This window comes from Streptomyces sp. NPDC014864 (genome assembly GCF_043081525.1).
Taxonomy (GTDB): Bacteria; Actinomycetota; Actinomycetes; order Streptomycetales; family Streptomycetaceae; genus Streptomyces.
Map to the genome: position 1 here is coordinate 289,405 of NZ_JBIBWT010000002.1, position 21,206 is coordinate 310,610.

Annotated in this window: 19 protein-coding genes; 12 read left to right on the top strand and 7 right to left on the bottom strand. The window is 73.1% G+C overall.

The window, feature by feature from the left end; genetic code table 11:
• Positions 1-5: 5 nt before the first annotated feature.
• The gene (locus ACF1A5_RS05230) at positions 6-227 is read right to left on the bottom strand and encodes a hypothetical protein (RefSeq protein WP_392191457.1); all 222 of its coding nucleotides are present in this window, start codon (positions 225-227) and stop codon (positions 6-8) included.
• A 263-nt stretch (positions 228-490) separates the two neighbouring features.
• Between ACF1A5_RS05230 and ACF1A5_RS05235 the strand changes: the two genes are divergently transcribed.
• Positions 491-3,865 carry a pyruvate carboxylase gene (locus ACF1A5_RS05235; RefSeq protein WP_392191458.1) on the top strand — a complete coding sequence of 1,125 codons (3,375 nt, stop codon included), beginning with the start codon at positions 491-493 and terminating at the stop codon, positions 3,863-3,865.
• Between the two features lie 87 nt (positions 3,866-3,952).
• On the opposite strand, the gene ACF1A5_RS05240 is transcribed toward ACF1A5_RS05235, so the two are convergent.
• A complete protein-coding gene (locus tag ACF1A5_RS05240; protein ID WP_392191459.1) occupies positions 3,953-4,741 on the bottom strand; it encodes a polysaccharide deacetylase family protein in 789 nt (262 codons plus the stop codon).
• A gap of 324 nt (positions 4,742-5,065) precedes the next feature.
• On the opposite strand from ACF1A5_RS05240, the gene ACF1A5_RS05245 reads away from it, so the two are divergent.
• Complete coding sequence (locus ACF1A5_RS05245; RefSeq protein WP_392191460.1) at positions 5,066-5,404, top strand: hypothetical protein; 339 nt, start codon at positions 5,066-5,068, stop codon at positions 5,402-5,404.
• A gap of 8 nt (positions 5,405-5,412) precedes the next feature.
• On the opposite strand, the gene ACF1A5_RS05250 is transcribed toward ACF1A5_RS05245, so the two are convergent.
• From ACF1A5_RS05250 to ACF1A5_RS05265, 4 genes are all read right to left on the bottom strand, one after another.
• On the bottom strand, positions 5,413-6,393 hold the full coding sequence (locus ACF1A5_RS05250) for a hypothetical protein (RefSeq protein ID WP_392191461.1): 981 nt from the start codon (positions 6,391-6,393) through the stop codon (positions 5,413-5,415).
• A gap of 126 nt (positions 6,394-6,519) precedes the next feature.
• Positions 6,520-7,932 (bottom strand): amino acid permease, encoded by a 1,413-nt coding sequence (locus ACF1A5_RS05255; protein ID WP_392191462.1) that lies wholly within the window; start codon positions 7,930-7,932, stop codon positions 6,520-6,522.
• Between the two features lie 235 nt (positions 7,933-8,167).
• Complete coding sequence (locus ACF1A5_RS05260) at positions 8,168-8,383, bottom strand: hypothetical protein (protein WP_356192131.1); 216 nt, start codon at positions 8,381-8,383, stop codon at positions 8,168-8,170.
• A gap of 279 nt (positions 8,384-8,662) precedes the next feature.
• Entirely contained in the window at positions 8,663-9,580 is a 918-nt protein-coding gene (locus ACF1A5_RS05265) for an SGNH/GDSL hydrolase family protein (protein WP_392191463.1), read from the bottom strand.
• Positions 9,581-9,799: 219 nt separating this feature from the next.
• Here ACF1A5_RS05265 and ACF1A5_RS05270 point away from each other — a divergent pair, with 219 nt between their 5' ends.
• Together ACF1A5_RS05270 and ACF1A5_RS05275 are read left to right on the top strand one after the other, a co-directional pair.
• Positions 9,800-11,431, top strand: a complete 1,632-nt coding sequence (locus ACF1A5_RS05270) for a molybdopterin-dependent oxidoreductase (RefSeq protein WP_392191464.1) — start codon at positions 9,800-9,802, stop codon at positions 11,429-11,431.
• A 120-nt stretch (positions 11,432-11,551) separates the two neighbouring features.
• A complete protein-coding gene (locus ACF1A5_RS05275) occupies positions 11,552-12,211 on the top strand; it encodes a fasciclin domain-containing protein (RefSeq protein WP_392191465.1) in 660 nt (219 codons plus the stop codon).
• 134 nt (positions 12,212-12,345) lie between these two features.
• Here the strand turns inward: ACF1A5_RS05275 and ACF1A5_RS05280 are convergent, their stop codons facing one another.
• Complete coding sequence (locus tag ACF1A5_RS05280; RefSeq protein WP_392191466.1) at positions 12,346-13,437, bottom strand: N-acetylmuramoyl-L-alanine amidase; 1,092 nt, start codon at positions 13,435-13,437, stop codon at positions 12,346-12,348.
• Positions 13,438-13,855: 418 nt separating this feature from the next.
• On the opposite strand from ACF1A5_RS05280, the gene ACF1A5_RS05285 reads away from it, so the two are divergent.
• From ACF1A5_RS05285 to ACF1A5_RS05320, 8 genes are all read left to right on the top strand, one after another.
• A complete protein-coding gene (locus ACF1A5_RS05285; protein ID WP_392191467.1) occupies positions 13,856-14,080 on the top strand; it encodes a hypothetical protein in 225 nt (74 codons plus the stop codon).
• A 147-nt stretch (positions 14,081-14,227) separates the two neighbouring features.
• Positions 14,228-14,965, top strand: a complete 738-nt coding sequence (locus ACF1A5_RS05290; RefSeq protein WP_392191468.1) for an FAD binding domain-containing protein — start codon at positions 14,228-14,230, stop codon at positions 14,963-14,965.
• 358 nt (positions 14,966-15,323) lie between these two features.
• A complete protein-coding gene (locus tag ACF1A5_RS05295) occupies positions 15,324-16,910 on the top strand; it encodes an MFS transporter (protein ID WP_392191469.1) in 1,587 nt (528 codons plus the stop codon).
• A gap of 184 nt (positions 16,911-17,094) precedes the next feature.
• The gene (locus tag ACF1A5_RS05300) at positions 17,095-17,997 is read left to right on the top strand and encodes a hypothetical protein (RefSeq protein ID WP_392191470.1); all 903 of its coding nucleotides are present in this window, start codon (positions 17,095-17,097) and stop codon (positions 17,995-17,997) included.
• Between the two features lie 129 nt (positions 17,998-18,126).
• Positions 18,127-18,843 carry a class F sortase gene (locus tag ACF1A5_RS05305; RefSeq protein ID WP_392191471.1) on the top strand — a complete coding sequence of 239 codons (717 nt, stop codon included), beginning with the start codon at positions 18,127-18,129 and terminating at the stop codon, positions 18,841-18,843.
• A gap of 102 nt (positions 18,844-18,945) precedes the next feature.
• Positions 18,946-19,659: a FadR/GntR family transcriptional regulator gene (locus ACF1A5_RS05310; RefSeq protein ID WP_392191472.1), complete on the top strand. Its 714-nt coding sequence runs from the start codon at positions 18,946-18,948 to the stop codon at positions 19,657-19,659.
• A gap of 1 nt (position 19,660) precedes the next feature.
• Positions 19,661-20,494, top strand: a complete 834-nt coding sequence (locus ACF1A5_RS05315; protein WP_392191473.1) for a sterol desaturase family protein — start codon at positions 19,661-19,663, stop codon at positions 20,492-20,494.
• Between the two features lies 1 nt (position 20,495).
• Positions 20,496-21,191: a lysoplasmalogenase gene (locus ACF1A5_RS05320; RefSeq protein ID WP_392191474.1), complete on the top strand. Its 696-nt coding sequence runs from the start codon at positions 20,496-20,498 to the stop codon at positions 21,189-21,191.
• Positions 21,192-21,206: the final 15 nt, after the last annotated feature.

The following is a 21,206-nucleotide window of genomic DNA, read 5'->3' on the forward strand; positions in this document are numbered from 1 at the left end:
ACCGCTCAGAACAGCCCGTCCTGCTCCACGGGCGCGGCGGGGCGGGAGGGACGGGGGGCGGTGCGCCGGGCGGGCTGCTCGTCGCCGAACAGCGGGTCCGTGCCGCACTCGTCCGGCTCGGCCGGTATCGCGGTGGGCCCGGCGGACACGGCCAGACGCAGCGGCTCGTCCCGGTCGAAGTCGCCCGGGGTCATCCGCGTCCAGTCGCGGCCCTGCTGGTCACTCACTCGTCGTCTCCCGTCCGCGGCGCCCGGGCCCGGGCGCGGCTCCCGGCGGGCGTCCCCGTCACGCGCCGGCACGTCGGCCACCCTTACCGTCCCTTCCCCCCGAACGCCCACCCGTGTCCCATCCAACAGCATCGGCGGTCATCGGCCCGCCGGCCGCGGCCCCGCCGCGTGGACACCCCCGGGCGAGTGGCCCGACTCACATGGCGTGACCGGGGCGACGCCGACACCATGGTCCTCCCACCGCCAGGCCGAAGGGATCCAGGATGTTCCGCAAGGTGCTCGTCGCCAACCGCGGCGAGATTGCGATTCGCGCGTTCCGCGCCGGCTATGAACTCGGCGCGAGAACGGTCGCCGTCTTCCCCTACGAGGACCGCAACTCGCTGCACCGGCTGAAGGCCGACGAGGCGTACGAGATCGGCGAGCCGGGGCACCCCGTGCGCGCCTACCTCTCCGTGGAGGAGGTCGTCCGCGCGGCACGCAGCGCGGGAGCCGACGCGGTCTACCCGGGCTACGGCTTCCTGTCCGAGAACCCGGAACTGGCCCGCGCCTGCGAGGAGGCTGGCATCACCTTCGTCGGGCCGGACGCCGACACCCTGGAACTGACGGGGAACAAGGCCCGCGCGGTGGCGGCCGCCCGGGCGGCCGGCGTGCCGGTGCTCGGCTCGTCCGCGCCCTCCACCGACGTCGACGAACTCGTCCGCGCCGCCGAGGACGTCGGCTTCCCGGTGTTCGTGAAGGCGGTCGCGGGCGGCGGCGGCCGCGGCATGCGCCGGGTCGAGGACCCGGCGGCGCTGCGCGAGTCCATCGAGGCGGCGTCCCGCGAGGCGGCGTCCGCGTTCGGCGACCCGACCGTCTTCCTGGAGAAGGCCGTCGTCGACCCGCGCCACATCGAGGTGCAGATCCTCGCCGACGGGCAGGGCGGCGTCATCCACCTGTTCGAGCGCGACTGCTCGCTCCAGCGCCGCCACCAGAAGGTGATCGAGCTCGCGCCCGCGCCGAACCTCGACCCGGAACTGCGCGACCGGATCTGCGCCGACGCGGTGCGGTTCGCCCGCGAGATCGGCTACCGCAACGCGGGCACGGTCGAGTTCCTGCTCGACCGCGACGGCAACCACGTCTTCATCGAGATGAACCCGCGCATCCAGGTCGAGCACACGGTGACCGAGGAGATCACCGACGTCGACCTGGTCCAGTCCCAGCTGCGCATCGCCGCCGGAGAGACGCTCGCCGACCTGGGGCTCTCCCAGGACACGATCACGGTGCGCGGCGCCGCGCTCCAGTGCCGTATCACCACCGAGGACCCGGCCAACGGCTTCCGCCCGGACACCGGCAGGATCAGCGCCTACCGCTCGCCGGGTGGCTCGGGCATCCGGCTGGACGGCGGAACCACCCACGCCGGTACGGAGATCAGCGCCCACTTCGACTCGATGCTCGTCAAGCTCACCTGCCGCGGACGGGACTTCCGGGCCGCGATCGGGCGGGCCCGGCGCGCCGTGGCCGAGTTCCGCATCCGCGGCGTGGCCACCAACATCCCGTTCCTGCAGGCCGTCCTGGACGACCCGGACTTCCAGGCCGGGCGGGTCACGACGGGCTTCATCGAGCAGCGGCCGCACCTGCTCACCGCGCGCTCCTCCGCCGACCGCGGAACCAAGCTGCTCACCTACCTCGCCGACGTCACGGTCAACAAGCCGCACGGCGAGCGCCCCGAGCTGATCGACCCGGTCGGCAAGCTGCCCGCGCCGCCCACCGGCGAACCGCCCGCGGGCTCCCGGCAGCGCCTGGTCGAACTGGGCCCGGAGGGCTTCGCGCGCCGGCTGCGCGAGTCGCCGACCATCGGCGTCACCGACACCACCTTCCGCGACGCCCACCAGTCCCTGCTCGCCACCCGGGTGCGCACCAAGGACCTCCTCGCCGTCGCCCCGGTCGTGGCGCACACCCTGCCCGAGCTGCTCTCCCTGGAGTGCTGGGGCGGCGCCACCTACGACGTCGCTCTGCGCTTCCTCGCCGAGGACCCCTGGGAGCGCCTGGCCGCCCTGCGCGCGGCCGTGCCCAACATCTGCCTGCAGATGCTGCTGCGGGGCCGCAACACCGTGGGCTACACGCCGTATCCGACGGAGGTCACCGACGCCTTCGTCCAGGAGGCCGCGGCCACCGGCATCGACATCTTCCGCATCTTCGACGCGCTCAACGACGTCGGCCAGATGCGCCCCGCCATCGACGCCGTACGGGAGACCGGGACCGCGATCGCCGAGGTCGCCCTGTGCTACACCGCCGACCTGTCCGACCCCGCCGAACGCCTGTACACCCTGGACTACTACCTCCGCCTGGCCGAGCAGATCGTGGAGGCCGGCGCGCACGTCCTCGCCGTCAAGGACATGGCAGGGCTGCTGCGCGCCCCGGCCGCCGCGAAGCTGGTGACGGCGCTGCGCCGGGAGTTCGACCTCCCGGTCCACCTGCACACCCACGACACCGCGGGCGGTCAGCTCGCCACCTACCTCGCCGCGATCCAGGCGGGCGCCGACGCGGTGGACGGCGCCGTGGCGTCGATGGCCGGCACCACCTCGCAGCCGTCGCTGTCGGCGATCGTCGCCGCCACCGACCACTCCGAGCGGCCGACCGGCCTCGACCTCCAGGCCGTCGGCGACCTGGAGCCGTACTGGGAGAGCGTCCGCAAGATCTACGCGCCGTTCGAGGCGGGCCTGGCCTCGCCGACCGGGCGCGTCTACCACCACGAGATCCCCGGCGGTCAGCTCTCCAACCTGCGCACCCAGGCCGTCGCGCTGGGCCTGGGCGACCGCTTCGAGGAGATCGAGGCGATGTACGCCGCCGCCGACCGCATCCTGGGCCACCTGGTCAAGGTGACCCCGTCGTCGAAGGTGGTCGGCGACCTCGCCCTGCACCTGGTGGGCGCCGGGGTCTCCCCGGAGGACTTCGAGGCGACGCCGGACCGGTTCGACATCCCCGACTCGGTCATCGGCTTCCTGCGCGGCGAGCTGGGGACCCCGCCGGGCGGCTGGCCGGAGCCGTTCCGCACCAAGGCCCTGCAGGGCCGCACGGAGGCCAAGCCCGTGCAGGAGCTGAGCGCCGAGGACCGGGCGGGTCTGGAGAAGTCCCCCCGTGCGACGCTCAACCGGCTGCTGTTTCCCGGCCCGACGCGTGAGTTCGAGAACCATCGCCAGGCCTACGGCGACACCAGCGTGCTGGACAGCAAGGCCTTCTTCTACGGCCTGCGTCCCGCGAAGGAGTACGGCGTCGACCTCGAACCCGGTGTGCGGCTGCTCATCGAACTCCAGGCCGTGGGCGAGGCGGACGAGCGCGGTATGCGCACCGTGATGTCCACGCTGAACGGCCAGCTGCGGCCGATCCAGGTCCGCGACGCGGCCGCCGCCTCCGACGTGCCGGTGACCGAGAAGGCCGACCGGTCCAACCCCGGGCATGTGGCGGCGCCGTTCGCGGGCGTGGTCACGCTCACGGTCGCGGAGGGCGACGAGGTGGAGGCCGGGGCGACCGTGGCCACCATCGAGGCGATGAAGATGGAGGCGACCATCACCGCGCCGAAGGGGGGCCGGGTGAACAGGCTGGCCATCAACCGCGTCCAGCAGGTGGAGGGCGGCGACCTGCTCGTCGAGGTGTCCTGAGCCGCCGCGCGGACGCGTGAGGTCCGGCCCCGTCCCCGGCACCGTCCGGAGGCGGGGCCGGACCGTCTCGCGGTGCGTCCCGGTGGGTCAGCGCACCGGGAACCCGAAGGAGTATCCCTGCTGCTTCAGCCACGGCAGCAGCTCGCGCAGCGCGGCCACCGTCTGGGAGCGGTCGCCGCCCGCGTCGTGGAAGAGGACGGTCGGGCCGTTGGAGATCTCCCTCTTCACGGTGGCGACCATGACGGCGGTGCCGGGACGCTCGAAGTCCTTGGAGTCGGCGTTCCAGCCGAGCGGCCGCATCCCCCGGGAGGCGGCGAGCCGGCGGCTGTAGGGGGTGAAGGCGCCCCCGGGAGCGCGGTAGTACAGGGGGCGGACGCCCCCGGACGCCTTGGTGATCATCCGTTCCGCGTCCACGATCTGCTGGGACTGGTAGGCCTCGGACTTGGTGTCCATGGTGGTGTCGTGGGACACGGTGTGGTCGCACAGCCGGTGCCCGGCCGCGACCACGGCCCGGACCATGTCCGGGTGCGCCTGGGCCTGGGTGCCCACCATGCAGAACGTGGCCTTCACCCCGTTCTCCTTCAGCACCCGCAGGACCTGCGGCGTCCAGACGGGGTCCGGTCCGTCGTCGATGGTGATGTTGACGCCCCGGGCGCCGTGGTCCGAGGCGTGGGCGATGTCCACCGACACCGGCACCCCCGCGCGGCCCTGGGCGCCGCCCGGCGCCGCGGGCCGGGCCGAGGCGGCGGGACGGCCCCGCCCCGCGACGGAATCGGCCTGCGCGGTCCACACCGAGGTGGCGGCGGCCACCGCCGTCACCCCGATCGCCGCCGCGAGCACCCGGCCGTGCCAGCTCCGTCCGCCATGCCGCACCATGTCCGCCCCGTTTCCTGCCGTCTCCGTGAACTCCGTGCATTCGTCAGGACGGAGAAAGGCGGCCGCGGGATCCGCCCGTTACCGATCACGGACAATTCCGGGGGGATTCGGCGACAGGGCGGGCCGGAGCAGGGGGCGCGCGATCACCTGCGGGGGCGCACGACGCCGGGGGAGCGCCGCCCCGGCGGACCCCGGCACAGCGGTTCCGCGGACGCGTCCGCGTCACCGCATCGGCCGTACGTACCGGGCGCGCCCGCCGAATCCGGCGGACAGTGGTGTCGGGCGACGTCCCAGCCCGTTCCCCGTCCCGGCACAGGAGGCCCGATGCCCGTCTCACGGCCGCTGACCGCGGCCACCGGCACGGCGCTGCTCGGCATCGCGCTGGTGGGCTGCACCGACCATGCGCTCGGCACGATCATCGCCCGGGACGCGGCCGCCGCCTACCGGCAGGTCATCTCGAACCCGGCGGTCGGCGGATGCCACCGCTTCGCCCGGGGCGCGACCCACGTCGACAACTTCACGCAGAACGACATCATCCTGTACCAGGGCGACAACTGCGCCGAGCCCGCGAACGGGCAGTCCACCTACCTGGCCACGCAGTCCTCCGACAACGTCGTCGCGGGGAGCGCCCCCTGGCGCAGCTTCACGATCGTCGGCCGCTGACGCGTTCGTCACCCGCCCGGGGTGCCGTCCGGTTCACCGGCCCCGGGGCAGGTCGGGTCGTCGATCGCGGTGACCGTGTACGGGGGTGTGCCAGGGGCGTGGTCGTTCTGGCTGTTGACCACGTAGAGGCGGCAGTCGTGCCGGGCGAGCGTGGTCGGCAGGTCGAACCGCTCGTCCGTGATCCGGTGCTCGACCTCTCCGCTGCGCAGGTCCTCGCTCAGCTCGGCGATGTAGACCCCGTGCGGGGCGCCGTAGTTGAGGACGGCGTACAGGGTGCGGTCGCGCAGCACCATGCCGTCGGCGCCGAAGGACTGGCCGCCGAGCCGCAGCTGCTCGACGGCACGGGTGGTGGTGTCCACCCGCCACACCGCCTCCGTGCCGTTGGAGGCCACCAGCAGGGTCCTGCCCGTCCGGTCGGCCACGATGCCGTTCAGCAGCCAGTACCGCGCCGGGAACTGCGGGAACGCGGAACGGATGTCCAGCCACGGCACCAGCGATCCCAGCCGGCCGTCGCGCAGGTCGGCCCGGTACACCACCGGGTTGGCCCAGTCGGTGGCGTACACGGCGTCCTGGGTGATGACCAGGTCGTTGAGGTCGGAGGGGCCGAGCGGCCCGCCCTGCGCCGTCCGGGTCTGCAGCAGTCGGCCCCGCCGGTCGTGCACCATGAGGGTCGCGCCGCCCACCGAGAAGACGCGCCCGCGGGCATCGGTGTGGACGCCCAGCGTGCTCGTACGGCCCTCGAGGTCCTGGGCGGGGAACGGGCTCAGGCCGGGCCGGTGCACGTTCCCGCGGTAGAGCCGCCCGGTGCCGTCGGAGGACACGTACATCGTGCCGTCGCGCCCCACGGCGATGCCCTCCGGCAGGACACCGGGGTCCCGGGACACGACGTAGGTGCCGGGCAGCGCGTGTGCGCCGGCGTGACCGGTCTGGACGGCCAGTGCCAGCAGAACCGAGGCTCCCAGGCACAACAGGCGTCTGGTGGCGTGCATCGATCGACCTCCGGGGACAGGGGGACAGGACCTGTCGTGCGACAGTGTCCCCAGCCTGGCCCAGGCGGGTGCCGGACCGCGCCCCTTTCAGTCCTGGCCGAAAAGTGCGGTCTCGTCGGTCGGTGCTCAGGCCGCGGTCCGCGCCCTCTGCCGCCTGGCCGCCAGCACGGCGTAGACGAGGATGCCCGCGAACAGGAACAGCACCCCCTGGTACACGGCCGCGTATCCGGCGCCGGCGACGAGCCAGATCGAGAAGGCGGCGGCGACCGAGGCGACCACGGCGTCGCGCACCAGCCGCGCCCGGTTCACCCGCTCGCGGCGCCCGGACACCAGGTGGAAGAGCTGTGCGGCGGTGGCCAGCAGATACGGCACGGTCGCGGTGAACGTGGTGACCAGGACCAGGATCTCGAACACCCTGGCCGAGCCCGACGTGTAGTTGTAGACCGTGAGCAGCGAGGCCAGGACGACGGTGACACCGACGCCGACCGTCGGGACGCCCCGCCGGCGGCGTGCGAAGGCGGCGGGGAACAGTCCGTCGCGCGCCGCGGCGTACGGGGTCTGCGCGCTCAGCAGCGTCCAGCCGTTGAGGCAGCCGGTCATCGACACCAGCGCGGCGAGCGCCACGGCCCAACCACCCCAGCTGCCGCCGAACATGGCGTTCACGGCGTCCGAGAACGGCGCGGTGGACTTCACCAGACGGTCGTGGGCGACCGTGCCGAAGACGGACAGCGTGCCCAGCAGATAGACGAGCGCGGCGCCCACGGTGCCGATGACCGAGGCCCGGCCCACGTTGCGCCGGGCGTCCTTCACCTCGCCCGCGCTGACGGCGGCGGACTCGACCCCGAGGTAGGAGAAGAGCAGGATCGCGGCGGAGGCGGAGACCGCGCCGATCGCGCTGCCGCCGCTCGCCCGGAACGGGCCGAGGTTGTCCGCGTCGAAGAAGAACAGCCCGCCCACCGCGACGAGCAGCAGCGGCGCGAACTTGAGCACGGTGGAGACGAGTTGCACGGCGCCGACGTACCGGGTGCCCGCGAAGTTGGCCAGCGCGGGCAGCCACTGCAGGGCGAGCGCGGCCAGACAGGCGGTCCAGCGGTGGCCGCCGACCGGGATCAGTACGTCGAGGTAGCCGACGGCGGCGACGGCGAGCGCCGCGTTCGACACCCAGGTGGTGATCCAGTATGCCCAGGCGGCGAGGAAGCCGGCGAAGTCGCCGAAGGCCTCCCGGGCGTAGACGTACGGCCCGCCGGTGTCCGGATGGCGCTCGGCCAGCCGGCCGAAGACCAGTGCGAGGGCGATGGCGCCGACGGTCAGGACGCCGAAGGCGACCAGACTGATCGTGCCGTACGGGGCTACGGAGGCCGGGAGCAGGAAGATGCCGCCGCCGATGATGTTGCCCATGACCAGGGCGGTGGCGACGGGCAGCCCGAAGTGGCGGGCGTGCCTGCCGGGGGAGCCGGCGGGCTCGGTGGCGGGCGTGGGGGCCGCGGGGATCTCCTGCGGGGCCGGAGCCGGCTGCGGGACGGTTCCGGTGACGTGCATGGGGTGGTGCGCCTCTCTTCGAACAGATGCCCGGGATCGCCGGGCCGAGCCCATGGTCGGACACAGTTCGAGCAGATTCCAAATCCCACGCGTTTGTCCCGTATGCCCCCGCTCGACGCCGCAAAAGGTGCGCCGTGCCGCCCTCCGAACAGGGAATTCTTCCGCCGTTCTGTTCGCCGTGCGCACCCGGGCGGCCGGCCCGGGAACGGCCGCCCGCCCGGGTGCCGGCCACCACCTACTCGAACAGTTTCTTCGCCACCCGGGCCGCCGCCTCGCTCTCCGCCGCGGCGGGCGACAGCTCGCTCAGGGTGTCGAGATCGGTGTCCTGCTCCAGCTCCGCCTCCCAGGCGGCGGCGAGTCTGTCCTGCTCCTCGCGCGGCAACCGCTCGACGTGCTCCCGGTGGTGCGGACTGAGCGCCGCCAGGAACCGCTCTACGGTGTCGATGGGCATCCTCTTCTCCTCGCTCGCGGGGGTGCCGGCCTCGGGCGGGCGGCACCGTCCCAGCGTGATCGCAGCGGCGGCCCGGCCGTCGGCGCCGTGGCCCGCGCGCACCCGATCGGAGGAGGCCCGCTGCTGCGAGCGGGCACCGGGCCGCGCGCGCCGGCCGGAGGCAGCCGGCCCCCGGCCGGGCGTGGCCGGCACAGGTCTGTCCGCCGCGTGCGGTGCGCTCGGCCGTGTCCGGGTCCGCTCGGCCGAGGCGCGGCCGGTTCGCCGGGTCGTCCGGTGCGCTCAGCCGCGTCCGTGTCCCTCGGCCAGCCGCTCCGTCACGGCGCGCGCCATGGCCTCCTCGCCCTTGGCGTTGGGGTGCGCGGGGGCCGCGGGGGAGGCAGGCGCCAGGGGCTCGATCCAGCGGTCGGCCGGGGCCTTGCACATGTCGTGGCCGACCGTGGGCCCGTAGGTGTCGACGTACTCCACGTGGTTCCAGGCGGCGACCAGCCGGAGCATCAGGTTCAGCCGCTTCCCGGTGTCCCGCAGATAGGGGAAGTCCTTCGCCGCGAACGGCACCGAGGGGTAGCAGCCGCTGCCGTCGTCGGGCAGCAGGTCCGGATAGCCGACGACGAGCACCCGGGCGTGCGGAGCCCTGGAGTGCACGGCCCGCAGCACACGGTCGACCTTCGGCGCGGTCTGCGCGATGGCGACCGTCAGCCGGTCGGTCCCGGACGAGTTGTAGTAGCGCTCGCACGGATTCCCCGACGGGTCCGTGGAACTGAGGCCGGCGCAGGTGGCGATGATGGAGCCGAACCCCATGTCGTTGCCGCCGATCTGGAGGGTCACCAGGTCGGTGCCCCGCCCCAGCGCGTCGAGTTGGGGACCGTTGGTGCCCTGCGACGCCCACATCTGGTCGGTCTTCGCCGCGCTGCAGCTCACGTCCTTGAGCGTGGTCCGGGCCCGCTCCGCCGCCACGAGCGAGGGGTAGTTGTGGTCCGAGCGGGCACAGTTGGCGTCCACCTGGCGCGGGATGAGCGGACCCGAGGTGTAGGAGTCGCCGAGCGCCACGTACTCCGTGACGTGCCCGGATCCGGTGCCGTGCGCCGCGGCGGGCACCGTGGACGCGGCGACGAGGACGCAACCGCCCAGTGCCGCCCCCACGACCGCCGGCCACCGGCGACCCCCCGCCTCCGCACCCGCACGCGTCTCGCTCGCCATGCCAAGCCTCCCCCTGGGACCGGGACCTCGCGCACGACCGGCACCGCGGCGCGGTCGTCACACGTTCAACGGGGCTTGTATACCGTCCGGTTGGTACCCAGGGCCATAGAGGGGAACGAATGATCCGTTGCCGCGGCCGGCCCGGATTGGTCCGGAGGAAAGGTTCGCCCGATCGGGCGGCCGACCAATCCGCCGCCCCGGCAGGCCCGGATTCCCCACGTGACAGGCGATCAGGAGCAGCAGCGACATCCCAGGACCTGGGCCCGGCCGGCGTTGGGCACGCTCAGCGGCGTGCTGGCGGGATTCGCCGCGCTGTCCACCGCCGAACTGGCGGCCGCGTGGGTACGCCCCGAAGCGGGTCCCGTCGTCGCGGTGGGCGGTGCCGCCGTCGACCGTACGCCCGCCGCGGTGAAGGACTGGGCGATCCGGAATTTCGGCACCCACGACAAGCTGGTGCTCCAGCTCGGAATTCTGCTCGTGCTCGCCCTGTTCGCCCTCGCGGTGGGGCTGGTGGCGCTACGGCACCGCCGGCTCGGCGCGGCCGCGGTCCTCGTCCTCGGCGCCGTCGGGGCGCTCTCGGCGGCCAGCCGGCCGGACTCCACCGGTCCCGTCGACGCGTTGCCCTCCGTCGTGGGCTCGGCCGCCGGAGCGCTCCTGCTGTACGCGCTGGCGGGACGGCTGCCTGCTCGGCACGACTCGAGTTCCGTGCCCAGTGAGGACGTTGACGACCGGGTGGGCTCTCGCCGGGGCGGTCCCGAGGGCTGGGACCGCCGTGGGTTCGTCGTCACGGCCACCGCCGCGGCCGCCGCGTCCGCCGGTGTGGGCGTACTGGGCCGCGCGCTCGGCGGATCCGGTGCCCGGGACGCGGCCGGCTCCCGGAACAGGCTCGTCCTTCCGGGCCCCGCCTCGTCGGCACCGCCGGTGCCCCGGGGCGCGCGGGTACGCGCGGACGGCGTCAGCCCGTTCCTCACGCCCAACGGGGACTTCTACCGGGTGGACACCGCCCTGGTGGTGCCCAAGGTCGACGCGCGGGCCTGGCGGCTGCGCGTCCACGGCCGGGGTGTCCGCGAGCCGGTCACGCTCACCTTCGACGACCTGCTGCGACGCGAACTCGTCGAGCGGGACATCACGCTGACATGCGTGTCGAACGAGGTCGGCGGCCCGTACGTCGGCAACGCCCGCTGGATCGGCGTGCGTCTGGCGGAGCTGTTGGCCGAGTGCGGGGTGCGGCCGCCGTCCAGGGGCGGCCGGGCCGGGCAGCTCGTGGCCCGTTCGGTGGACGGCATGACGATCGGCACACCGGTCGAGGACGTCATGGACGGCCGCGACGCCCTGCTCGCCGTCGGGATGAACGGGGAGCCCCTGCCCTTCGCCCACGGCTTCCCGGTCCGCATGGTGGTCCCCGGCCTGTACGGCTATGTGTCCGCCTGCAAGTGGATCAAGGACATCGAGCTCACCACCTTCGACGCGTACGACCCGTACTGGGTCCGGCGGGGGTGGGCCCGCGAGGCGCCGGTCAAGACGCAGTCCCGCATCGACACGCCGAAGCCGTTCGCACGGCCCAGGGCGGGCACCGTGATGGTTGCCGGTGTCGCCTGGGCACAGCACCGGGGCATCGACCGGGTCGAGATCCGCGTCGACGACGGCCCCTGGCAGGAGGCCACCCTCGCGGTCGAGGACTCCCGCGACACCTGGCGCCAGTGGTCCTTCCCGTGGCGGGCCGGCAAGGGCGGCCACACCCTCACCGTCCGCGCCACCGACCGCACCGGCGCGGTGCAGACCGCCCGGCGCACGCGCACCGAACCCGACGGCGCAAGCGGCCACCACTCGGTCGTGGTGACCGTCGACTGACTCCCTCCCCCCTGACCAACTGCCCCTCCGACCCTGCCCCCTGATCCGCTGTCTCGCCGACCCCCTGCCCCACCCCATGAACCGGCGGCGACCGCCGCCTCTGCCCATAGGAGAAACCTCATGAACACCCGTATCCGCCGTGTCGCCGTGACCGTGGCCACCGCCGCCGTACTGCCGCTCGCGCTGAGCGCCTGCTCCGACAGCAGCGACTCCGCCAAGTCCGACTCGTCCGGCAGGGCGTCGGCCTCGGCCACCGCGTCGGACGACAGCATGACGGGCTCCGGCAGCGACGCGTCGAGCGCGAACGAGCCGTTCGGCCCGGCCTGTTCGTCGGTGCCCAGGAGCGGTGCCGGATCGTTCGACGGCATGGCCAAGGACCCGGTCGCGACGGCGGCCTCCAACAACCCGGCGCTGTCGACCCTGGTGTCGGCGGTGAAGAAGGCCGGCCTGGTCGACACCCTCAACAACGCTCAGAACATCACCGTGTTCGCGCCGACGAACGACGCCTTCGCCAAGATCCCCAAGGCGACGCTCGACAAGGTCCTCAACGACAAGGCACAGCTGACGAAGATCCTCACCTACCACGTGGTGGGCAAGAAGCTCGCCCCCGAGGACCTGGAGAACGGCTCCTTCGACACGCTGGAGAAGTCCAGGCTCAGCATCTCCGGCTCGGGCGAGTCCTACATGGTCGACGACTCCGCCAAGGTGGTCTGCGGCAACGTCAGGACCGCCAACGCCAACGTCTACATCATCGACACCGTCCTGATGCCGAAGAGCTGACGACCGGCCCCCGCGGGGGCGGTGCGGAGCGGAAGGGGGTGACCGGGGTGTCCGGTCACCCCCGCCTCCGTCCTCCTCACCCGCGGGGCCGTCCCACCGCCGCGCCGGTGATGCGAGGGCTTCGCCCGGAAGGCTCAACTCTCCCGCCACACCAGGGCCGTGAGCACCGCGCTGCTCACCGTGACGGGCTGGGCGCTCTGGTTCAGCAGCCGCACCCGCATCCCCCGGCCGGCGGCCAGCCGCTTGGTCAGCGGGACGACGCCGAAGGTGTCACCGCCGGTCCCGACGATCTCGTGCACGGGGTGGTCGGCCTTGATGTCACCGCCTTCGTACTCGCTCATCCGGACCTGGACGACCCCGCCGACGGGCAGGCCCTCGAACCGCAGGCCGACCGAGCCGGTGAAGCGGGCGGCGCCGCGCGCGAAGACCGCGCCGTCGGTGGCGTGGCCGCCCGGCTCGTCCGACCACTCCTCGGTGAACTCGATCGAGTCCCAGGCGCCCGGCCGCAGCGCGTAGGGCCTGGCGACACCGAGGTTCACGTAGGCGGGCATCTCGTCGTCCTCCTGGGATGCGGGGTTCCAACCGGGGCTGTGCCGCAGCCGCTCGGCGACGTCGGCGCGGAGCCTGTCCATGGTGAGCTTGAAGGGGCCGCGGCCGCCGTACCCGGCGACGGGCCCGGCGGGGTCCGGCTTGCCCTCGATCGAGGTCTCCAGATGCCCGGCGCAACTGGCCGCGCTCCACCCGTGCGCACGGCACACGGCCGCGTTGAAGCGGACCCAGGTGTCGTACTGCGCGCGGGTGTAGGTGTCCTTGCCGTTCCCGAGGTTCTCGACCTCGATCCCGTACAGCACGTCGTTGCCGTCGACGGTGCCCGAGCGGGCGTCGGGGCGGGGGATCGGCCGCTCGGCCAGGATCGCCTCGTAGGCGTTCCGGGCGGCCAGACCGGCATGGTTGGCGCGGCCGTTCGCCACCAGGACCAGGACCCCGGACTTGGACAGGTAGGCGTGGGCGAGCGGAGCGGGCAGTCCGGGCCGCCCCTTGACCGCGATGATGGCGAGGCTGTCGGTGCCGGCCGTGTGGTGGTTCAGCACACCGTGCACCGGGCCGAATATCCGGCCCGTCGCCCCGTCACGGCCGCGTGTCGTCCAGCCCGCGTACTCCGTGAAGCGGACGCCCTCGGCGCGTAACGCCGCCCGCCACCGGGCCGGGGTCAGGGGAGACGCCATCACGTCACCCCCGGCCGATGTCCATGGTGCCTGTTCATCATCAGCGTCCTTGCCGTCGTACTGGGGACAGTCGCCGCGCGGTGACTCTCGGTGAGTACCCGGATGCGGGCGTGCTCCGGCCGGCCGGCGAGCCGCCGGCACCTGTCCCCGGAGTCGCGCCCGGCGTCGGCCTGCGCGTTCACATCGGTAATGCCCCCCTGTCCGGGACGTACGCATGGGCGCGTGAAGTCGTGCGAACGGGCGCCCGTGTGTGCGTACGGTGAGCGATCCGGTGTCCGCGTAGAAACGTCACGTTCGCAACCGGCCGCTCGCCGTCACGCCTTTTCGGGGCCGATCTTGGGGGCACTTGACGATGTGTCCGCCCGTCGCGGCGCATCCGCGGCGGCACATCCGGAAGAAGAACAGGAAGGCGAAGGCCATGCGGTTCGACGACGCCGGACGAATCCACCGACCCCGACTGCCCCGGCGGCGCAAGGGACGGGCACTGCGCGCCGTCCGACGACAGGTGTGCGACCTGCCCGGCCTCGGCGGGCGGGACCTGTTCGCGGTGCCGGACGAGGAACTGCGGTCGCCGCACCGCCGTCCCCTGGTGCGGGACCTGCGTCCGCTGTCCCCCATCCGCAGCCGTCCGTCGCGGAGTTGAACGCCTCTCCCGGGGGCGCGTGGGGCGATGGGATGAGCCCTGTACGCGCCCCCGAGGGCGCCGGAAGAATGCTCCCCGTCGGCGATCTCGTCGCCGCGCTCTGGTCCGCCTCACCGTCCCACCGTCCAGGAGAGCAGGTCGGCTGCCGTGCTGTTGCGTCTTCCCACGTCCGTGTCCGAGGCACAGCGGTACCTGGCCCAGAAAGCCGTACCGGTGGGCGGGGCGACCCTGGTGTGGGCCACGTGGCAGCGGGACGGGTTCCCCGAACAGGCCCTGTCGCTGCGCCACGTCCCGGAGGCCAACGAACTGGGTCCCAACGTGCTGGGGGCGGCCGTGGTGCTGAACCGGATCGACGACCGTGTGCCGCTGGTGCTGCACCGGGCGGCCGCCTCCGTGGGCACCGGAGCGGTGCGCCGTACGGCGACGGTCGGCGGCAACCTCGTGGGCAGCACACTGCGCTGTCTGCTGCCCGCGGCGCTCGTCCTGGACGCCCGGGCGACCGTGCTGGAGGCCGACGGACTGCACGAGGCCGAGCTCGGCGAAGTCGTCGCCAAGCGCCCGCTCCTGCTCGGCCTTCGCTGGCGTGAGCCGATCGCCAGTACGTACCGCAAGCTGCCCCAGGAGGCGGGTGGGGGGCCGCCCTTCGTGGTCGCCGCCGCCCTGCACGCCACCCACGGGGGACCCGACCGCCTCCGCGTCGCCGTCCGCGACGGCTACGAGGTACTCAGCGGCAGCGTCGCCCGCGACAACGACACCCGGACGGTGCTGCACGACCTGGGGCGCACGGTGATCGGTGAACTCCCGCCGCAATCATGGGAGGTGGTCGGCGAACAGGTCATCGCGCTTCTGGACGGCCGTGCCCACAGGCCCCGTTCCCACCCGTGAGGCGATGGTCCCGAAGCCGTCGCCGCCCTGACAGCGCCCGCCGTGAGCCTCGCGCCGCCGCGGGCGTCACCGCGACGCAAGGACGTTCCCGCCTACGGCCCCGCAAAGGCACCGGGACGGCACCATTCGCAGCGTCTGCCCCCCTACCCCCGCGCCCGCCCGCGTGACGGTGCGCCGAGACTCCCGGCACGCAGGGACCTGACCGGGGCTCCGATCACCGATGGGCCGAACAGCCGAAGAGCGAACACGTCCGGTGCGGGCGGTCCCGCACGGGCCGCCCGCACCACGACGGCCCTCGCCCTCGCCCGACCAGGCGTCTCCACTGGCAGCCCACCCGCACCAGGGGTGAGGTGGAGGGATGGGATCCACAGCTGCGCCCCCACCAGTGAGTTCCGCCCAGCGGGCCGGGGCGTTCACGGCGGTGTCGATCGCGCTGTTCTGCATCCAGGTCGACTTCTTCGCGCTCAACCTGGCCGTCCCCGGCATCGCGTCCGACCTGCGCGTGACGGTCTCCGCCGCCCAGTGGACCCTTTCCGCCTACATGCTCGCCATCGGCTGCTTCTTCATCGTCGGCGGCCGCCTGGGCGACCTGTTCGGACGCCGGCCGCTGCTGCTGACCGGCATCGCGCTGTTCGCCGCCGCCTCCGCCGGCTGCGCTCTCGCCCCCACCTTCGTCGCACTCGTCGCCGCCCGCGTCGCGCAGGGTGTCGGCGCGGCGCTGATATTCCCGGTCTCGGTCTCCGTCGTCAGCAACGCCTTCTCCGACGAAACGCGGGCCCGGGCCCTGGGCGCGGTGTTCGCCGTGGCCAACGTGGGCACCGCGGTGGGGCCGTTCATCGGAGGAGGCTTCACCGGCGGCCCCGGCTGGCGGTGGATCTTCTGGCTGCTGGGCGGCCTGAGCGCCCTCGCCCTGCTCATCGCCCTGCGCCACGCCCCCGACTCCCGCGACGAGACCGCCTCACGCCAGATCGACCTGCCCGGCTGCCTGACCGTCGTCACCGCCCTGGCCGCCCTGACGCTCGCTCTGGAACGCGGCAGCGCCCGGGGCTGGGACCAGCCGCGCACCCTGGCCCTGTTCGCCGTCGCCCTGGTGGCCGGCGCGCTCTTCGTCGTGCGGGAACGCACGTGCCGGCACCCCCTGGTCGACTTCCGCCTCTTCCGCAACGTGCCCTTCGACCTCGTCACCGTCATGGGCGCGGTGTGCAACATGGGCTACGTCGTCACCGTCTTCCTGGCCACCCTTCAGCTCCAGCAGGTACGCGGCCTGTCCGCTCTCGCCGCCGGCACCGTCTTCCTCGTACCGGCCCTCACCGTCGCCTGCACCGGCCCGCTGGGCGCCTGGCTCTCGCTGCGGATGTCCTCCACCACCGTCATGGCCCTCGCCGGAGTCATCGCCGGAACCGGTATGACCGGCCTGAGCCTGGTGTGGTCCTGGTGGCTCTACATCCCCCTGTTCACCTGGTGCGCCCTCGGCCTCGGACTCGGCTGGACCTTCGCCAGCGTCGCCACCCAGCAGGTCGTCCCGCCCGCCCGCGCGGGCGAGGCCTCCGGCGTCGTGCTCACCGCACTGGTCACCTTCGGCGCCGTCGCCCTCGCGGCCACGGCAACCGCCCTCACCGCCCTCACCCCCGAGACCAGCCCCGCGCACGCCTACGACGCCATCCTGCGCACGGGCGGCGCGACCGTCCTCGGCGCCTGCGCCGCGGTCCTGTTCGTCCGGCACCGGCTCGCCGCTCGCGGCCTCGTACCGTCCCCCTCGGGCGCGGCAGACCCGGTCGACGCGACCGACCCGGCCGGCCCGGTGGGACGTCGCCGATCGCGTTGCCCCACGCGGGTCATGGCGTCCCTCAGCCGACGGAACCTCAGACGAGACCACCCGTATGCGGCTCCGTTGCAGGAAAGCAGAAAATCAGATCCTCCTGATGGTCCATCGGCTTCCATCTGATGGGGCATCGACATCCGCGCGGGCCGCCCGGATGGCCCCAGGATGCGGTGCTGTCCGGGTAGCCCATCTGCGGCGTCCCAGTGGTAGGCCGCCCCGATCCTGCCGAAAGTGATCACGTCGCACCTGTGTTTCCGAGTGAGCGGGCAGCCTGCCGGCTCTCGCAGTTGCGACGGAAGGAACACCCATGCGTATCACCCGTACTCTGTTCACTTCGGCGGCGATCGCCGCCGCCGTGGCTCTGTCCGCGCCTGCGGCCGGCGCCGCGACCCTGTCCGCGTTCGCGGTGGCGCCGGCCGCGGGCTCCGACCACGGCGACTCGCACGGCTCCCGGGGCGACGACTCGGACGACAACGGCGGCTCGAAGGGCGACGACGAGGGCGGCCGCGGCGGCGACGACGGCGGCTCGAAGGGCGACGACGAGGGCGGCCGCGGCGGCGACGACGGCGGCTCGAAGGGCGATGAAGGCTCGAAGGGCGGCTACGACAAGGGCTCGTCCGACGAGCACGGCGACGACGGGGACTCGTCGAAGAAGGGCGACGACTCGTCCAAGAAGGGCGGCGACTGGTCCAAGAAGGGCGACGAATCTTCCAAGAAGGGCGGCGACTCGTCCAAGAAGGAAGAGGGCCGCAGCGGCGGCAACAAGCCGCGCGGGGGCGTCCACGCCGGTGGCGGCGCGCTGGCCATGGCGCCCAATGAGGGTGGCCGCGGCGGCGACGAGGGCGGCTGGTCCAAGTCGGGCGGCGGCGACGACGAGGGCGGCCGCGGCGGCGACGAGGGTGGCCGCGGCGGCGACGAGGGTGGTCGCGGCGGCGACGAGGGTGGTCGCGGCGGCGACCAGGGCGGCTGGTCCAAGTCGGGCGGCGGCGAGGGCGGCTCCTCCAAGTCGCGCGGCGGCAGCGAGGGCGGCTACTCGAAGGGCGACGAGGGCGGTGGCAGCAAGCCGCGCGGTGGCGTCCACGCGGGTGGCGGCGGTCTGGCGGACACCACCAGCACCCTGGGTCTGGGGGCCGCGCTGCTGCTGGGCGGCCTGGGAGCCGGCGCGTACATGCTGCGTCGGCGCAACGGGTCGAACGCCTCCGCGGCCTGAGCCGATTCCTCTTCCGACCGCTGTGCTGTCGCGGTCTTCGTCACCCACCGAGGGTGACCGAAGACCGCGACAGCGGCTTTCCCCCCGCTCGCCCGGCTCACCGTCACCCGTTCACGAAAGGCATCTCGCATGGCCTCCCCGCAGTCGCCCCGGACGGAGCAGCCCGGTACCGAGCCCGCCGCACGGCCTCGCCGGAATCACCTCGTGTGGCCGGCGGCGGCAGTGGCGCTGGGCGCTCTGCTCATCCACAACTCCCTGGACACGCCGGTCCAGGGCCTCGGCAGCCCGACGCAGGTCCGGCCCACCACCGTCTTCAGCAGCACGCCGGACGTCCCCGAGGTCGAGACGACGTCCCCGTCGCCCACCGACGACGACTCGCTGCCGCGATCGGTGCCGACACGGCTGTCGATCCCGTCCATCGGTGTGAACGCGCCGTTCACCAAGCTGAACATCGGCGCGTCGGGACAGCTCCAGGCCCCGCCCCCGAACAACACCAATCTCGTCGGCTGGTTCGAGGGCGGCGTCTCCCCGGGCGAGCGCGGCGCGGCGATCGTCGTCGGCCACCTCGACACGAAGATCGGCCGTGCCGTCTTCGCGGACCTTGACACACTCCAGCACGGAAGTCTGGTGAAGATCACGCGTGCGGACGGTGTCACCGCGCGCTTCAAGGTCGACTCCGTCCAGAGCTTCAGCAAGGCCGCCTTCCCCGACGACAAGGTCTACGCCGACACCCCCACACCCGAGCTGCGCCTGATCACGTGCGGCGGCGTCTACAACCGCACCGCCAGGGACTACATGGACAACGTGGTGGTGTTCGCCCACCTCGACTCGGCCGGCCCCGCCTGACGCGCTCCCGGTGGCCACGGGCCCGGCCGGAGACGACGGCGTCCGGGATTCATCTGGTCCAATCAGTTGACCAGCCGTCACGGCGGGTGCACGCTGACCGCCATGGCAGAGGAACGCATCCGGCGGGAAGCGGTCTCCGACCAGCTTTTCGCGCTGCTCAGGGACCGTGTCCTGAGCGGTGCCCTGCCCGCGGGCACCGCCCTGACGGCGGAGCGGGACCTGGCCGCCGAGTTCGGCGTCAACCGGCACGCGGTGCGCGAGGCGCTGAAGCGCCTTCAGCAGGCGCGGCTGGTCGAGGTGAGCCACGGCGGCCGCACCATGGTGCTGGACTGGCGGCGCACCGCCGGACTGGACCTGGCGGTGCGGATGGCGGAGGCAGGCCCGCCGCTGGACTCCCACGACCTGGGACGTGACGTCCTGGAGATGCGGGCGTGCGTCGGCGCGGACGCGGCCCGGCTGTGCGCGGCGCGCTGCTCGCCGGAACAGGCGGCCGCCATCGAGGCCGCGGCGGCCCGCTACGCGCAGGTCGGCCCGGATCTCGCCGCTCTCGGCGCGGCGGACGTCGCCTGGTGGCGGCTGATCGTCGAGGGCTCCGGCAATCTGGCCTATCTGCTGTCCTTCAACACCCTCGTGGGCGGCACGCTCGCCGCAGGCGAAGTGCCGCCCGACCGCCGGGCCGAGGAACTGCTCGATGTGGCGGCCCATCTGCGGCTCGCCGAACTGATCGCCGCACACGACGAGGAGGGCGCCGAGCGGCTGGCCCGCCACCTCCTCTCCCGCAGTGTGCCCGCCGTCCCGGAGAGGAGAGCGGGCTGACATGATCCCCGCCATCGTGTACGCGATACCGTTCTTCGTCCTGCTGGTCGCGGTGGAGGCGCTGTCGTACCGCTTCCTCCCCGACGACGAGGAGCGCGGCTACGAGCTGCGCGACACGGTCACCAGCATGTCCATGGGCGCGGGCAGCCAGGTCATCGGACTGCCGTGGAAGGTGGTCGCGGTCCTCGGCTACGCCGCCGTCTGGAGCGTAGCCCCCTGGCACCTGCCGGTCGCCTCGCCGTGGACGTGGATCCTGCTGTTCTTCGCCGACGACTTGGCGTACTACGCCTTCCACCGCGCGCACCACCGCGTCCGCGTCCTGTGGGCGAGCCACGTCGTGCACCACTCCAGCGTGCGCTTCAACCTCTCCACCGCGCTCCGCCAGAGCTGGACGCCCATGACCACGCTGCCCTTCTGGTTGCCCCTCGCCCTGCTGGGCCTGCCGCCGTGGATGATCCTGCTGCAGCAGTCGTTCAGCCTCCTCTACCAGTTCTTCCTGCACACCGAGCGGGTGGACAAGCTGTGGCGTCCGGTCGAATGGGTCTTCAACACCCCCTCGCACCACCGGGTCCACCACGCCTCCAACGACGTCTACCTGGACCGCAATTACGGCGGCATCCTCATTCTGTGGGACCGGCTCTTCGGCACCTTCGAACCGGAGGGGGAGCGGGTCGTGTACGGGCTGACGAAGAACATCGACACCTACAACCCGCTGCGGGTCGCCTTCCATGAGTACGCCGCCGCCTGGCGCGACGTCCGCGGTGCGCGGCGCTGGCGCGACAAGGCGGGCCACCTCTTCGGCCCGCCCGGATGGTCGCCGCCAGCGGAGCTCTGAGATGCCGCCGATCCTCCTCGCCTACGCGGGACTTGCCGCGCTGAACCTGGCAGGCGTCGCACTGCACCAGGAGCTCCTGGAATGGTGCACCAAGCCGCTGCTCGCCCCGCTGCTGGTCGTGTACCTGTGGCGCTGCACGCGCCGGAACCATCCCGCCGTGCTCGCCGGCCTGGCGCTGGCGACCGCCGGTGACGTGGCCCTGCTCCTGCCGGGCGCCGGGGCCTTCGTGGCGGGCATCGCCTGCTTCCTGGTCACCCAGCTCTGCTACATCACCGCCTTCGTCCAGCAGGGCGCCGTCGCCCACCTGCGTGCCCGGCCCGTGCTGTGCGCGGCCTGCCTCGCGGTGTGGGCGGCCGCGAACGCTGCTCTGCTGCCCCACCTCGGAATGCTCGCCTGGGCGGTCGCTCCCTACAGCCTGGCCCTGGTGACCATGGCGGCGACCGCGCAGGTCCGGGGGCCGGGGGCGGCCTGGGGCGGGGCGGTGTTCGTCGCCTCGGACCTGCTGATCGGACTCGGCGCGGCCGGAGCGGAGTTCGCCGGCCGGCCGGTGCTCGTCATGGCCACCTACACCCTGGCCCAGTTCCTGCTGGTCGACGCCTTCACCCGCACACGGCCACCGCGTACGACGCACCACCCCGCAGCCGAGCGGGTACCGCCCGGCGACCGAGCGCGGCGCGCCGCGCCGCAAAACGGCTGAGTGATTGTCAGTGCC